Annotated in this window: 10 protein-coding genes; 4 read left to right on the top strand and 6 right to left on the bottom strand. The window is 69.4% G+C overall.

All coding sequences use genetic code 11. From position 1 onward, the window contains the following. On the bottom strand, positions 1-2062 hold a 2062-nt coding region (locus ACWEQG_RS38735; protein WP_452292595.1), incomplete at its 3' end, for a right-handed parallel beta-helix repeat-containing protein. Positions 2063-2589: 527 nt separating this feature from the next. Between ACWEQG_RS38735 and ACWEQG_RS38730 the strand changes: the two genes are divergently transcribed. Further along, complete coding sequence (locus ACWEQG_RS38730; RefSeq protein WP_169985068.1) at positions 2590-3330, top strand: FadR/GntR family transcriptional regulator; 741 nt, start codon at positions 2590-2592, stop codon at positions 3328-3330. A 399-nt stretch (positions 3331-3729) separates the two neighbouring features. Further along, entirely contained in the window at positions 3730-5265 is a 1536-nt protein-coding gene (locus ACWEQG_RS38725) for a lectin (RefSeq protein ID WP_452292593.1), read from the top strand. A gap of 148 nt (positions 5266-5413) precedes the next feature. Here the strand turns inward: ACWEQG_RS38725 and ACWEQG_RS38720 are convergent, their stop codons facing one another. The 5 genes from ACWEQG_RS38720 to ACWEQG_RS38700 are packed head-to-tail and all read right to left on the bottom strand — an operon-like array spanning position 5414 to position 12717. Then, a complete protein-coding gene (locus ACWEQG_RS38720) occupies positions 5414-8377 on the bottom strand; it encodes an NEW3 domain-containing protein (RefSeq protein WP_452292591.1) in 2964 nt (987 codons plus the stop codon). A 39-nt stretch (positions 8378-8416) separates the two neighbouring features. After that, entirely contained in the window at positions 8417-9643 is a 1227-nt protein-coding gene (locus ACWEQG_RS38715) for a mandelate racemase/muconate lactonizing enzyme family protein (RefSeq protein WP_452292589.1), read from the bottom strand. A gap of 1 nt (position 9644) precedes the next feature. Then, positions 9645-10472, bottom strand: a complete 828-nt coding sequence (locus ACWEQG_RS38710; RefSeq protein WP_363468750.1) for a carbohydrate ABC transporter permease — start codon at positions 10470-10472, stop codon at positions 9645-9647. Further along, positions 10472-11437: a carbohydrate ABC transporter permease gene (locus ACWEQG_RS38705; protein ID WP_452292587.1), complete on the bottom strand. Its 966-nt coding sequence runs from the start codon at positions 11435-11437 to the stop codon at positions 10472-10474. The genes ACWEQG_RS38710 and ACWEQG_RS38705 overlap by 1 nt, the downstream gene beginning before the upstream one ends. A gap of 2 nt (positions 11438-11439) precedes the next feature. Continuing rightward, on the bottom strand, positions 11440-12717 hold the full coding sequence (locus ACWEQG_RS38700; protein WP_452292584.1) for an ABC transporter substrate-binding protein: 1278 nt from the start codon (positions 12715-12717) through the stop codon (positions 11440-11442). Between the two features lie 137 nt (positions 12718-12854). Between ACWEQG_RS38700 and ACWEQG_RS38695 the strand changes: the two genes are divergently transcribed. Next, complete coding sequence (locus ACWEQG_RS38695; RefSeq protein ID WP_363474056.1) at positions 12855-13625, top strand: FadR/GntR family transcriptional regulator; 771 nt, start codon at positions 12855-12857, stop codon at positions 13623-13625. A 472-nt stretch (positions 13626-14097) separates the two neighbouring features. Continuing rightward, a partial coding sequence (locus ACWEQG_RS38690) for an alpha/beta hydrolase family esterase (protein WP_452292582.1) occupies positions 14098-15106 on the top strand: 1009 nt, incomplete at its 3' end.

The following is a 15106-nucleotide window of genomic DNA, read 5'->3' as shown; positions in this document are numbered from 1 at the left end:
GGAGCGCGCTCGTGCCGCCCGTGCCGCCGGTGGGAGAGGCGGTCGGTGACGGCGACGGCGACGACGTGCCACCGCTCTGGGGCCCGGCGGCCGCCATCACGGCCTGCGCGCCGGACGGCCAGTTGTTGTTGGAGACGACGACGTTGTTGTTGACGACGTTGCCGCGGTCACCGTTCGTGATGTTGGTGCTGCTGTTGGTCGACCAGTTGCCGGTGACGGTGAAGTTGCCCATGTTCTCACCGCCCCAGTAGTTGGCCGTGGCCCAGGTGCCGGTGTTCGACAGGACGTTGTTCCTGACGGTGTAGTACTTCGAGCCCTCGTCGAAGTAGACGCCGAACCAGCCGTTGGTCCGCAGGCAGTAGTTGTCGCTGATCACGGCGCCGGGGTTCCAGGACAGCGTGTAGATGCACCCGCCGTCCGTCATCTGCTGCATGACGTCGTGCACGTAGTTGCCGACGAGCTTGTTGCCGGACGCGGTGGTGGCGGTGGTGTACCGCGGCTGGTAGTTGTACAGCCCGCGGTTGGCGTAGTTGGTGCTGCCGCCGGGCTCGTTGGCGCCCCACCCGTAGCCGATCGACATGCCGGTGTACGGCAGGTTGTAGACCTCGTTGTGCGAGACGTTCGAGGTGGTGACGTAGGTGGTCAGGACCGAGACGATGCCCCGGTAGTCCAGGCCGAGGTCGTGGATCCGGTTGTTGCTGACCGTGATGTTCCGGTTGACCATCCGCTGGTCGCTCGGGTGGTGCGCGTCGGCGCGCACCCCGCCGGCCACGACCCCGCCGGCCGAGTTGCGGGCGATCTCGGAGCGGGTGACCGTGATGTCGCTCGCGCCCAGGCCCACACCGCTGGCGTGCGCGTTCGCGTCGTTGCCGATGCCGATGGCCGTCTGGCCCAGGTTGACGAACTGCGAGTCGGTGAAGGTGATGTTGTTCGCGGCGGAGACCTGGACCGCGGCGGGCATCTGGTACCAGTTCGGCCGCGTGGACTCGAACGCCTGGCAGCCCTCCTGGCAGGAGGTCAGCCGGTCGCCGGGCCAGTTGTAGTTGCCCGCGATGTAGGCGCCGGTCTGCTGGTCCACGAAGCCCTGGTTGCTGCTGGGGCCGAGCCACGTCGTGCCGGTGAACGTGATGCCGCTGAAGGTGATGTGGTGCGCGGGCGAGTCGTAGGTGCCCCCGACGTCGACCAGCGACTGCAGCACCGGCAGCTCGACGGCGACGTTGTTGATGTTCTGCCCCGACGCCGGGATGTAGTACAGGACGCCGGTCCCGGGGTTGATGTACCACTCACCCGGGGAGTCCAGGAACTCGTACGCGTTCTCCAGGTACAGCGCGCCCGCCCGGTGCGGCTGGCTGAAGGTGTCGTACCCGAAGGTGTTGTTGTTCCAGCCGGGCTGCTGCATCGTGATGAAGTTGCCGCTGATGCTCTGCACCGTCACGTACCGGTCGGTGAACGAGCCCACGCTCTCCATCTCGACCCGGTTCTGGTTGGCGAGATTGTTCAGGTAGCTCAGCGAGCTGCTGCTGAACCTCATCCCGGTGGTGGTCGCGGTGAAGTCGTTCCGGTTCACCTGGGTGCGGGCGCGCGTGGCGAGGGCGCCGTTGACGTACAGCTGCCGGGTGTCGATCCCCGTGCCGACGTCGGCGCGCCAGATGTTCTTCCCGGAGTCGGCCAGCGACCACCCGGTGACCGCCCGGGCTCCGCTGATCACCGGGCGGGCGCCCTGCGCGGCCTGCCACTTGACGGTGTAGCCGTTGTTGCCGGAGTCGGCGGCGGTGAACCTCAGCGGGGAGGTCTGCCGGTACACGCCGTCGGCGAGCTCGACGACGATGTCACCGGACATGGCGCTGTTCTGCGACCGCACCGCCGTCTGTGCCGCCGGCAGCGAGCAGGGCTGGGCGGAGGTGCAGGCGGTGCCGGTGCCGGAGGGAGACGCGTACAGGGTCGTGGTGGCCGCGAGGGCCGGGGTGGCCGGGGCGACGAGGGCGAACGCCGCGGCCAGCGCCGCGGCGACGATGCCGGTGAGGACCGGTCTCGGCGCCGTGACGGGTGAAGGTGACTGCACGGTGGTTCCTTTGGGGGGTAGGGGGGTGGTCAGGTCACGCCCTCCTCAGGCAGGTCGATCCCTCCCGAGGTGGAAGCCGTCGCCGAACGGTGAGGGGTACGACGGCGGCCGGCTGCCTCACCGGCGGCACCACGAGGGGACGCCTGGTGAAGCGGGGCTGTGGACGTCGACGTGGCCGGCCGGGGTTCGGAGGGCCGCGCAGCGCCTTCCACACCCCGCCCATGTGATCCAGCCGCGGAGATTCCGGAACGAGCTCTCCCACCGGGATCTCGCTACCAATTACGATCGGAGCGCTGATGCCCGTCAAGACCTTAAGCCCACTTATTTCACCGTGCGCACATCGGCGTCCGGGCCACAGTTATCCTTTTCTCCTCGTTCACCTGTGGTTACGTCCGCCGGCGTATTCGCCGGTGCCGACCATCCCGAATGAATCGTTCATATGTGTCGTACTGATCGGACGTACGTGCCCCACGGAAAGACAACTCCGATCAGTCATACTCTGCAGGGAACGGCGAGGAGGGAGCACGGTGACCGACACCCCCCGTGAGAGCGGATACCGGCCGGGCTACGAGGTGGCCGCGGAGCAGGTGCTCGAGTTGATCGTCCGGTTGGGCCTGCGTCCGGGGGACCGCATGCCGACCGAGAACGACCTGGCCCGGGAGCTGGGCACCAGCCGCACCGTCGTCCGCGAGGCGGTGAAGATACTCTCCGCGCTCGGACGGGTGCGCGCCCAGAAGGGGCGCGGCCTCTACGTGGCCGACGACGAGGGGATGCTCGGCACCGGGCGCCGGGCGGCCTTCTTCCTCCCGACCGACCTGGACCACGTCTACATGCTGTTCGAGTTCCGCCGGACGCAGGAGATGGAGACGAGCCGGCTGGCCGCCCGGCGCGCCACCCCTGCCGAGCTGCGGGCCATCGAGGAGGCGGCCGGCATGTGCCGGCACGGCTTCGAGACCGGACGCGAGGACCTGTTCAACGAGGGCGACGACACCTTCCACACCGCCATCGCCACCGCCTCCCACAACATGTTCCTTCAGATCGCGGTGCGGGAGGCCCGGCGCCTGCAGGCCCAGTCGAGCCTCATCGGGCTGCGGGGCTCGGTGGGCGGGCATGCCGCCAAGGCCGTCGAGGAGCACGACGCCATCTCCCAGGCCATCCGCGCCGGCGACCCGGAAGCGGCCGCCCAGGCCGCCGCCACGCACATCGACAACACTCTCGACGACTACCGCAGGGAGATCCAGCAGCGCCTCTTCTCCTCCGACCGGTGACGGCCGGGCCGCGAGGCACCAGAACCGGTTCGGACGACAGCGGCGCGGCCGGGACGTGAACCGCGCGCCGGGCGGATGAAAGTTTCATCGAGCACGCCGGCCGTAAACGCAGGGCATCCGGATCGGGGAGGGCTTCCGGCAGGCAGCCGGTTAACACGGAGCCTTGACACGGCGTCCGCCCGTCGTATGTGCTTCACCGTGCACCGACGCCTTCCCCGTCTCCAGCGGGCTCGCTTCGTATCGAATCGATTCGCCTCGTCTGTGACGACCGGCTTCGAGCGGCTTTCCTGCTGTTCGCGCCGGTCCTTAACAGCTGTCAGGCCGCGCGCGCCTCTCCCGGCGCGCCCTTTTCCCGAGCGAGCCCGTCCCCGCGACGCCCTACCCCCGAGGAGTACGACAATGCGACCTCCATCCGTTCCCCCACCGGGCCGCGCGAGGCGTGGGCGGCGCTCCCGGGCGGCCGTCGTCGTGTCCGTCGTCGCGGCGCTGGCGACTCTCCTGGCCACCGCCCTGACATGGTCGGCGCCCGCCTCCGCGGCGACCACGCCGCTGGTCGGCGTGGGGTCGGGGCGGTGCCTGGACGTCAGCGGCGCGTCGCAGGCCAACGGCGCGCAGACGCAGATCTGGGACTGCAACGGGCAGGCCAACCAGCAGTGGACCTCCACCAGCGCCGGTGAGCTGCGCGTCTACGGCAACAAGTGCCTGGACGTCTACGGCGGCGGCACCGCCGACGGCACCGCCGTCATCATCTGGGACTGCAACGGCCAGAACAACCAGAAGTGGCGCCTCAACTCCGACGGCACCATCACCGCCGTCGGGGCCAACAAGTGCCTGGACGTGTCCAACAACGGCACCGCCAACGGGTCCAAAGTGCACATCTGGACCTGCCACGGCGGCACCAACCAGAAGTGGACCACCGGAGCCGAGCCCAGCCCGTCGCCGACCTCGTCGCCGACCCCGCCGCCGCCCGGCGCGCGCGCGTGCGACATCTACGCCTCGGGCGGCACGCCGTGTGTGGCCGCGCACAGCACGACGCGGGCGCTCTACGGCTCCTACACCGGCAACCTGTACCAGGTCAGGCGCTCGTCCGACAACACGACCCGGAACATCGCCGTCCTGACCGCGGGCGGCGTCGCCAACGCGGCGGCGCAGGACTCCTTCTGCGCCGGCACCACATGTGTCATCACGGTCGTGTACGACCAGTCCGGGCGGGGCAACGACCTGTGGTACCAGGGCTCCAGCGTGGTCCCCGGCTCCCCCCAGAGCAGGCCCGCCACCGCGACCACCGAGTCGCTCACCGTCGGCGGCAACAAGGCCTACTCCCTCTACATCAACCCCGGCAACAGCTACTGGCGGGACGGTCACCTGACCGGCGTGCCCACGGGCAGCGCGCCCGAGGGCATGTACATGGTGACCAGCGGCACCCACGTCAACAGCGGATGCTGCTTCGACTACGGCAACAGCGAGACCACCCGCAAGGCCGACGCCGCCGGAGCCATGGATGCCATCAACTTCAGCAAGCAGTGCTGGTTCGGCGGCTGCTCCGGAACCGGCCCCTGGGTCCAGGCCGACCTCGAATGGGGCCTCTACCCCGGCGGCAGCCAATCCTGGAACCCCAACCAGCGCGCCTTCACCAGCAAGTTCGTCACCGCCACGCTGAAGAACAACGGCACGACCCGGTTCGCCATCAAGGGCAGCAACGCGCAGTCCGGCGGTCTGTACACCCTGTACGACGGCCCGCTCCCCAACGGCTACAGCCCGATGAAGAAGCAGGGGGCCATCATCCTGGGAAGTGGCGGCGACTGCTGCAAGCCCGACGGCGGCGCCAACCTCAGCGCGGGCACCTTCTATGAAGGCGCCATGGTCGCGGGCTATCCCTCCGACGCCACCGAGAACGCCGTCCAGGCCGAGATCGTGGCCGCCGGCTACCGCTGACCCGCTCCCGGGACAGGAGCCTCACCGAACCCGGACGCCGGCCGGCCACTCGGTGGAGTAGGACAGTCCCGGAGCACGGCCGATGACCAAGGGCCGGCCGCCACCGCGGCCGGCCCCCGGTCATGGTCCGGGCTCGGATGTGCCCGGATCAGCTCACGCCGAAGTCGGCGAAGCCGAACTGACCCGTCACGCCCGCGGCGTGGGACGTGGCGATCAGTCCCGCGTCCTGCCTGTCGGCGATGCCGGGCAGGGTCGCCGTCGGGCCGACCTTGGTCCAGGCGGTGCCGTTGGTGGAGTAGTAGCCGCTCACCTGGTCGCCGGAGCGGACGAGGCGGACCCAGGCGGGCGCCCTGATTCCCGAGACCCCGCTGAACGAGTCGAGGTAGCCGTTGCCGTCGGAGTCCCACTGGAAGGCGACCCCGTTGCCCGGCGTGACCACCATGACGGCGTATCCGGGCGACGAGCCCGTGCCGGTGACGTCGTTGCGGAGCACGACCCCCGCCTTGGCCCAGGCGTTGGTGTTGTCCATCTGGGTGACCCGCGCGGTCACGGTCGACGTGCTCCCGGCCGCGTCGTCCCGGTAGACGACGCCGTACTCGTCGAAGGACCCGGCGGCGTCCTGCCAGATGTCGGTTCCCTCGGTGAGGATGGCGTACTCGGATCCGGCCTCCGCGAACCGGCTCGGCACCGAGCCGTGGGCCTTCAGGGAGGTCAGCGGGTTGATCGCGGTCAGGGTCAGCGACCTGTCCACCGTGTAGCCGGTCTTGCCGGCGCTGAAGCTCACCGACGCCTCGACCGCCGCGCGGCTGACCGGTGTCGTGAACGAGCCGGGTGCGATGATCTTCCACGTCTCGGTGGCCGAGGCTCCGGCGGCCAGCCCGCGCTTCACCGGCTTGCCGACGCGTTCGGCCTGCCAGCCCTCGGGAACGGTGATCGAGACGGCCAGGCCGGCGGCCCGGCCGTCACTCACGTTCGCGATCGTGGCGGTGACGGTGGCCGAACCACCGGCGCTCACACCGGCCGGGTCGGCCGTCAGAGAGACACCGAGCGGGGGGCGCTGCGGGTCGGGCTCGCCGCGGTACTTCCCGGTGGGACCCGCCTCGTAGACGATCCGGGCGGCCTCGGCGGGAATGTTGCCGGCGCTGATGGTCACGTTGTCCCTGACGACGTTGCCGCGCTGGCCGTTCACCAGGCCGGTGATCGCGGGGTTGGTGGAGAAGTTGCCGATCAGCGTGAGGTCACCGGTGTGGTTGCCGTTCTGGTTGTTGGCGTGCGCCCACTGCGCGGCGGTGCCGACGAACACGTTGTGGCTCGCGCTCAGATACCGGGAACCCTCGTCGAAGTACAGACCGAGCTGTCCGCTGCTCTCGCAGTAGTTCTCGTCGATCGTGCTGCGGGGTATCGCCGACAGCGTGTAGATGCAGCCGGCGTCGAACATGGTCTGCACGACCTTGCGCACATGGTTGCCCACCACGCGGACGTCGCTGAGAGTCGTCGGCGTGTCGTAGAGCGGCTGGAAGTCGTACAGCCCGCGGTTGATGTACTCCGGGCTGCCGCCCGGGTCGTTGGCACCCCAGCCGTAGCCGATGCCGATTCCGGTGTACGGCATGTCGGAGACGTAGTTGTGCTCGATGGCCAGCCGGGTGACGTAGCTGGCGAAGATCCCGTCCTGGTCCAGGTATTCGAGGGCGGTCGCGTAGACGCGGTTGTCACGCAGGAGGATGTCGCTGTTGACCATACGGGGATCGGACGGGTGGTGCGCGTCCGGGCGTATGCCGCCGACCACGATGCCGCCTCCGGCGCTCGCGGTGAACGTGCTCCCCACGACCGACACCCTGTGCGCGCCGAGTCCCACGCCGGTGGCGTGGGCGTTGGCGTCGTTGCCGATGCCGAGCCCGACGGAACCGAGGTTCACGAAGGTGCTGTCCACGAAGGCGATGTCCTCCGCGGCCGACACCTGCACCGCCGCGGCCGCCTGCGCCCAGTTGTTACGGGACGCCTCGAATCCCTTGCAGCCGGAGGAGCACGAGGTGAACGCGTCCGGCGGCCGATGGGGCTGGACGCCGCTTATGAAGGCGCCGGTCTGCTGGTTCGCGTAGCCGTCGGAGGTGCCGGGGTGCAGCCAGGTGGTGCCGGTGAAGGTCAGGCCCTCGAACCGGAGGTTGCGGGCCGGTTCGTCGTAGGTGCCGCCGACCTGGACCAGCGACTCCAGCCGGGGCAGCTCGGCCCGCACCTGCGAGATGTCCTGCCCGGGGAGCGGTTTGTAGTACAGCGTTCCAGCGGTGGTATCCAGATACCACTCGCCGGGCTCATCCAGGAATCTCCTGGAATTGAGCAGGAAGAACTTCGGCGTCCGGAACGGAGCCTGGATGGCGTCGTACCCGTAGGTGTTGTTGTCCCAGGCCGGCTGCTGCATGACGACGGTGGAACCGGAGATGCTCTCCACCGGCGCGAACCGGTTGGTGAACGAGAGCATCGCCTGGAAGTCGATGCGCTTCTGGTCGGGAAGCGTGGCGAGATAGGCGAGATCCGGGTTCCTGATGGTGAAGCCGGTGGGAGTCAGGGTGATGTCGGAGCGTGCCACGCTGATCCGTGCGCGCTGCGCGGGTTTCCCGTCCACGTAGAGCTGGCGGCTGTCGAACCCGGTGCCGACGTGGGCCTTGTAGACACCGGTGGCGGCGTCGTCGACCTCCCAGCCGGTGACGGGCGTGGCACCGCTAAGCACGGGCGTGGCCCCGCGCGCGGCCGTCCAGGTGACGGTGTGCCCGTTCCGGCCGGAGTCGGCGGCGTCGAAACGCAGCGGCGAGGTCAGCCGGTAGGTCCCGTCCAGGAGTTCGACCGTGACGTCGCGCTTCCCCTCGGCCGCCGCGACACGGGCCCGTCGTTGCGCCTCCCCGAGGGTGGCCAGCGGCCGGCCCCTGTTGCCCGGGCCGTTGTCGTCGGCGTTCTTGGCTCCGGCGGGCGCCACCACGATCCTGTGGGCGGCCCCGGCCGCTTCCGCCCGGGCGGCGCCCGGCCCGGCGAACATCCCGGCGGTGATGAGTACGGCGGCGGACGCCGCGGCCGTCGTTCTTCCTTGTGGTCGTCTTCGCGGCACAGGTGACGGACGCATGTTTCTTCCTTTCTTCCGGCACTGCGTGCGCGGGGACGGTCAGCGCCGGACGGTGTGAGGCACCTCGTCGTTCGGCCGCGTGCGGGGGGTGAGCTGGTGTGGCTGTGCGGGGTGACCGTGGTCGGCCACGGAAAGCAGCCGTCGCCCGGCCTGCTCCGGCCGGACGCCGGGGCCCTTCGCGGCGCTGGTGTCCGGACGGCCGGCGGCCCCCTTCATCGCCTGCTCGTCGATCGTGATGCCCAGCCCCGGCGAGTCACCGAGGATGAACGCGCCGTCCTCGACGTACAGATCGAGTGACACGCCGATCGGCGGATGCAGGTCCTGCAACTCGCTGGCCATGTGGTTGGGCACCGACGTCGCGGCGTGCAGCAGCCCGACCGGCGTGTTGCCGATCGGGCTGACCGGCAGGTCGTGGGCGTGCGCCAGGGCGGCCACCCGGAGGAAGTGGGACACCCCCCAGACGGCGGCCGTCTGGACGATGTCGACCGCCCCCGCGGCCAGCAGCGGGCGGAACTGCTCGAGCCCGGTGAGGTTCTCCCCCGTGGCGACGGAGGCGCGGACGCCACGGCCGACGGCGGCCAGCCCTTCGGCGTCCCACCGCCGGACCGGCTCTTCGATCCAGGTGAGATCCAGGGTGCGCTCGAGCTCGCAGACGTGCCGGACCGCCTGCTTGCGCGTCCAGGCCTCGTTTACGTCGAGCATCAGACCCGGCCGCGAACCGTGCCCGGCCTCGGTCAGGACATCTCGCACCAGGGTCAGGCGGTGCCGGTCGCGCTCGATGTCGAGGCCACCCTTGATCTTGGCGGCGCGCAGGCCGTGCTGGGCGTAGACCTGGTAGGCCGAGACGAGTTCGTCGTCGGTCAGGCCGATGTCCAGGCCCGAGGCGTAGGCGGGAACCCGCCTGTCGCGTCCGCCCAGCAGACGCCAGAGCGGCTCGCCGGCCGCCTGCGCCTTGATGTCCCACAGGGCGGTGTCGAGCGCGCCGATCGTGCCGAACACGGCGCCCGCGTGCCCCGCCTTGAAGGTCTGCCGCAGCATCCGGTCGTAGAGCGCGCTGACACTGCGCGGATCCTCACCCTCGATGGCGGCGAACACCGCGTCGATGTTCACGTGCGGCCCGAGGCCGACGCCGGTGATCCCCTCGTCGGTGTCCACCAAGACGATCGGCACCGAGACGACCCCGTCGGCGAAGACGCCGTTGGCGTCGCCGACGGGACGGCCCCATTCCGAGACCGTCGTCGTGGTCCGATACCCCGTGATCCTCATGTCAGCCCTTCGTGGAACCTGCGGTGACGCCGTCGGCGATCCGCCGCTGCAGAAACAGATAGATCATCAGTACGGGCACCGCGGCGATCAGGACTCCCGAGGCGAAGGTGGGGATGTCGTCCGAGTACTGCCCGCGCAGCGAGTTGACCCCGATCATGAGGGTGCGATGCTCCGGCGACGGCATCATCAGCAGGGAGATGAGCACGTCGTTCCAGCAGAACAGGGTGTTGAGGATGCCGACGGACAGCAGCGCGGGAACGCCCAGCGGGAGCATGATCCGCCGGTACACCCCGTACACCGTGTTCCCGTCGATCCTGGCCGCGTCGACGATCTCCGCCGGGATGGTCCTGTAGTGGCTCGTCATCAGGAAGACGGTGAACGGGAGGAACTGCGCGACGTAGGCCAGGATCAGTCCCGGATAGGTGTCGACGAGCCCGCTGTCCGCCATGACCCTGGTCAGCGGCACCATGATCACCTGGAAGGGGACGAACAGCCCCGCGAGACAGCCCAGGAAGATGACGGTCGAGCCGCGGAACCGCAGCCGGCTCAGCGCGAAGCCGGCCATCGACCCCAGCAGCAGCAGAAGAAGCACCGACAGGGTCACCACGACGAACGAGTTGGCGAAGTACCGCGCCATCCCGGCGCCGGCCCACGCCTCGGCGATGTTGTCCAGGCGCGGGGAGGCCGCCGGGGAGAACCGGTCGAGGACGTAGTCGCGGCGGGTCTTCATCGCGACGTTGGCGGTGAACACGAGAGGATAGATCGTGGCCAGTGCGAGGGCGGCCATCGGAACGGCGGCCGCCCACCTGACCAGGCGCATGCCGGGCATCAGTCCTGCCTTCCCGCGCGGCGGAGCAGGCTGATCTGCAGGAGCCCCACCACGAGCATGACGACGAAGAGAACCGTCGACGCGGCCGAGGCGAGCGCCGGCCGGTTCATCTGCCCCTGCTCGTGCCAGATGTAGTACTCCGGCAGGTAGGTCGACCCCTCCGGGCCCCCGCTGGTCATGACGAAGAGCAGGCCGAACATGGACGTCAGCATCCCGATCATCGTGGTCACGAAGACGAACTGGATGGTGCGCGTCAGGCTCGGGATGATCACGTGCCAGATGACGCGGCCGAGCGACGCGCCGTCCACCCGGGCGGCGTCCAGCAGCGAGGCGTCCAGGGTGCTGAACCCGGCGAGGAACACCACCAGGGCCATCCCGAACGTCGCCCATACGTGCACGGCGACGACCGTGAACATCGCGACGTCCGGATCCCCGAGCCAGTCGACCGGACCGGCGCCGATCGCCCCGAGAGCGGCGTTCACCGGGCCGTCGTACCCCAGCATGAGGTTGAAGATCGCGCCGACGATCACCGGCGAGAGCACGGCCGGGAAGAAGTAGACGCTGCGGTAGACCCGATGGCCCGGCACGCGCAGATAGATGAAGGTCGCGAGCAGGCCCGGAATCGCCACCGCCACGGGAAGCAGCAGCACCAGCAGCCCGACGTTGCGCAGCGCGGTGCGGAACAACGGGTCGGCGGCCAGCTCCAGGTAGTTGCCCAGGCCGACGGGGGTCCCGTTGAGCTCGCCGTCACCGGTGAAGGAGAAGTTGACGCCCAGGACGAGCGGCCACAGCCGCAGCACCACGATGATCAGTACGGCCGGGGCCACCAGGACGTAGGGCGCGAGGCGCTCGGCGAGCGCCCCGCGGGTGGGCGTACGGGCGTTCCCGCGCCGCTCCGTCGCCGCCGCGCCGGGCCGGGCGGAGCCGGCCGGGCGCAGCGACGACGGCGAACCTTTGACCGGCACGATCAGCCCGCCCGGTCGGAGGCGGCCAGCTGCTCCACGACCTCGTCCACCGTGGCCGACCCGCTCAGGAGCTGCTGGGACAGTCTTCCCATCAGGTCCAGGGTCTTGGAGGACAGCGCGACGTGCAGGGCGGGCTTGCCTGCCTTGATCTGCTGCACGATCGTGGCGACGGCCGGACCGGCCTGGGAGACGTCGATGGTCGTGTCGGACGCGATCGCGCCGGCCTTGGCGTAGAACGCGGTCAAGGCGTCGGTCGAGGTCAGGGATCGCACCAGGTCGGCGGCGAGCTTCGGGTCCTTCGTCCACTTCGCCACCGCGTAGCCGATGCCGCCGTCGTACGGAAGGCTCGGAGCGGCCCCCTCGGAGACGACCGGGGCCTGCATGACACCGATCTTGTCGGGCGGCAGGAACTCGCCGAAGTCCTTCCAGTGCCCGACGTCGGACATCAGCCCGATGATGTGAGCGGCCTTGCCGGTCTGGAAGACCCTGAAGATGTCGGTGAACATCGCGGTGGAGTTGGCGCCCTCGTTGTTCAGTCCCTTGTCCTGGGCCTCCTTCCACAGCTCGAAGATCTGCCGTACGTGCGGGGAGGTCCAGTCGCGCTTGCCTGCGATCCAGTCGTCGTACTCCGCGGGCGTCAGGATGCCGGATCCGAGGCCCGACATCCAGAACTGGATTCCGGCGCCTTCCTTGTTGCCGAGCGCGAAGCACGTGGCGCCGGTCGCCTTCTTGATGGCGGCGCAGCCGTCGACGAGCTCGTCCCACGTCTTCGGCGGGTTCGCCGGGTCGAGACCGGCCTTCTCGTAGAGCGCTTTGTTGTAGTAGATGGGGTGTCCCTGCAGGGTCACCGGCGCGGCGTAGATCTTGCCGTCCTTGCTGAACGCGTCCCAGCCCGCCAACCGGTTCTTGTCCTCGGCGACGTACTGGTCCAGCGGGAGGAGCGCGTCGGCCCGGTCGCGGATCTGCCCGCCGCCGTTGAAGAGCATGACGTCAGGCCCCTTGCCGGACTGGATCGCCGTGCCGAGCAGGGTGTAGTACTGGTCGAACGGCTGGGCGACGAACTCGACCGTCACCCCGGGATGGCTTTGGGCGAAGTCGGCCTTCGCTTTCTCTATGTAGGTCGCGGCGGCCGGTTCACCGGACTTCCAGTCCCAGACCACCAGCTTGCGCTGCTCCTGCGACGCCTGTCCGGACGGGGACTCCGTCCGCGCGGCGCTCCCGCAGCCGGTCACGGTCAGTCCCGCGACCATCAGGACCGCCCACCACCGCTGCTGTCTCATCGCTGCTCGCTTTCCAGTGAGCGGCCGGCTGGCCCGGCCGGTCTTCGGCGAAACGTAACTCGTATGACGTATTACGTCAATAGCCGTCACCTATACTGGCGCGGTGGCGCTGTTCGTGTGGGCCACCGGAGGGGGATATGACGGCATCGCAGGAAACGGCCGGTGGCGTACCGGCGTCCCCCGCCTGGGTACGGCGCCCGGCCAGCCTCGCCCGGGCGGTGACGGCCGAACTGGTGGAGCGCATCGTCCGCGGCGTGCACCCGCCGGGAACGCCGCTGCCTCCCGAGCCCGCGCTGTGCGAAGCCTTCTCCGTGAGCCGCACCGTCGTCCGCGAGGCCGTGAAAGTCCTGCAGGAGAAGGGGCTCGTACAGGTCCGCCAGGGCGCCGGCACCATGGTGACGCCCCCGGCGATGTGGGACATGCTCGACGAGCTCGTCCTCGCCGCGACCATCGCCGAGGACGAGACCCTGGCGATTCTCGACGACGTCGTCGTCACACGGCGCGTGCTGGAGTCCGACATGGCGAACGTCGCCGCTCGCGTGGCCGGGCCGGAGACCGTCGAGCGGTTGCGCGCGCTGGTGGACCGGATGGACGAGCTCGTGGACGACCACGTCACCTACGCGGACAGCGACCGCGCCTTCCACGACACGATCATGCAGGCGTCCGGGAACCGCATCGCTCGCGGCGTCGTGCGTGCGCTGGAGAACCAGGTCATCCACACCGCCCGCTACACGGGCCGGACCGAGCGGGCCCTGTGCGTGGCGTCGAACCTCGGTCACCGCCGCATCTACGAACGCATCGCCGCCCGCGATCCCGACGGCGCCGCCGAGGCGATGTTCAACCACATCACCGAGGCCTGGGTCGTCCGCCGCAGCGGACCTGCCGATCCCGTACGGCTGCGGCGCTGACGTGCGGCGCTGACGGCGGATTCGCACGCCCTCGCAAACGATTCGAGCGCGGGGAGTGAAAGTTTCAGCGCGGCCCGTCAGCGGGAACCACGGCCGCTTTCCCTGGCCAGGCGAGGGAGCGGCCGGTCGGCCGGGACGCCGATCCCGTGACGCCGGGACGTCCGAGCCTTGACAGGTCCGGTCACGGTCATATTTGCTCCGCTGCACCATCGCCTCCATCCCCGCCGTCCGGAAGAGAGGAAATCCGATCGGGGCGTTGGTGAGCGTTAACACCGGACGCCTCGACCGGCCGGCCGACACGCGCGGAACCAGTGAGTTCGATCGCGCAGCGGACGCCGGCGACGGCGGACCCGGAATTCGCCGAGCCAGAGACCGGACACACCGGTCCGGCCGGGCCCTCTCTTTCCAGAAAAACGCCGATACGAACGGCTACCCCATTTTCGTGTGTCTCCATGGGAAAGGAGCTCGCGTGATGCCGGGGCACAGATCCCTCTTCACCGTCATCGCGACCACGGCACTGCTCTTCCTGTCCACGGCGCAGGCCGCGCTGGGCGACAGTGCCACCGAATCCGTCACCGCGAAGAGCGCCCTCGCGGCCACCGCGGGATGCGGCAAGACTCCGACGCTGAGAAGCGGCACGCAGTCGATCACGACCAGCGGGAAGAATCGCAGCTACATCCTGAGAATTCCTGACAATTACAACAACAACACTCCCTATCGCTTGATCTTCGGATTCCACTGGAACGGCGGCACCGCCAATGACGTCGACTCCGGGGGAACCAGCGGATACCCCTGGTCCTACTACGGGCTCAGGGCGTTGTCGAACAACAGCACCATCTTCGTCGCGCCCCAGGGCTTCAACAACGGCTGGGCCAACTCCGGCGGTGAGGACATCACCTTCGTCGACGACATGATCCGGCGGATCGAGGCGGATCTCTGTGTCGACACCGCGCAGCGCTTCGCCATGGGCTTCAGCTACGGCGGCGGCATGAGCTACGCGCTCGCGTGTGCCCGGGCGTCGGTCTTCCGCGCGGTGGCGGTCTACTCCGGCGGGCAGCTCAGCGGGTGCAGCGGCGGCACCGAGCCCGTCGCCTACATCGGGCTGCACGGCCTCAGGGACCCGGTGCTCAACATCTCCGCGGGCCGGTCGCTGCGTGACAGGTTCGTCAGGAACAACGGCTGCACGGCCCAGAACCCGCCGGAGCCGGCGCAGGGCAGCCTGACGCACATCGTCACTTATTACTCGGGCTGCCGGGCCGGGTATCCGGTCGCGTGGGCGGCGTTCGACGCGGGCCACACCCCCGGGCCCGTGGACGGGAAGTCCGGCGACTTCGAACCCGGCGAGAACTCCTGGACCAGGCCCGTGGTGTGGAGCTTCTTCACGCAGTTCGGGAGCGGCGGCACCCCGTCGCCGTCGCCGTCACCGACCGCCTCTCCCACCGCCTCTCCCACCGGCGGCACGGGCGGCACGAGCGCGCTCA

This window comes from Microbispora sp. NPDC004025 (assembly GCF_053604425.1).
This window is presented reverse-complemented; position numbering and strand designations above follow the sequence as displayed.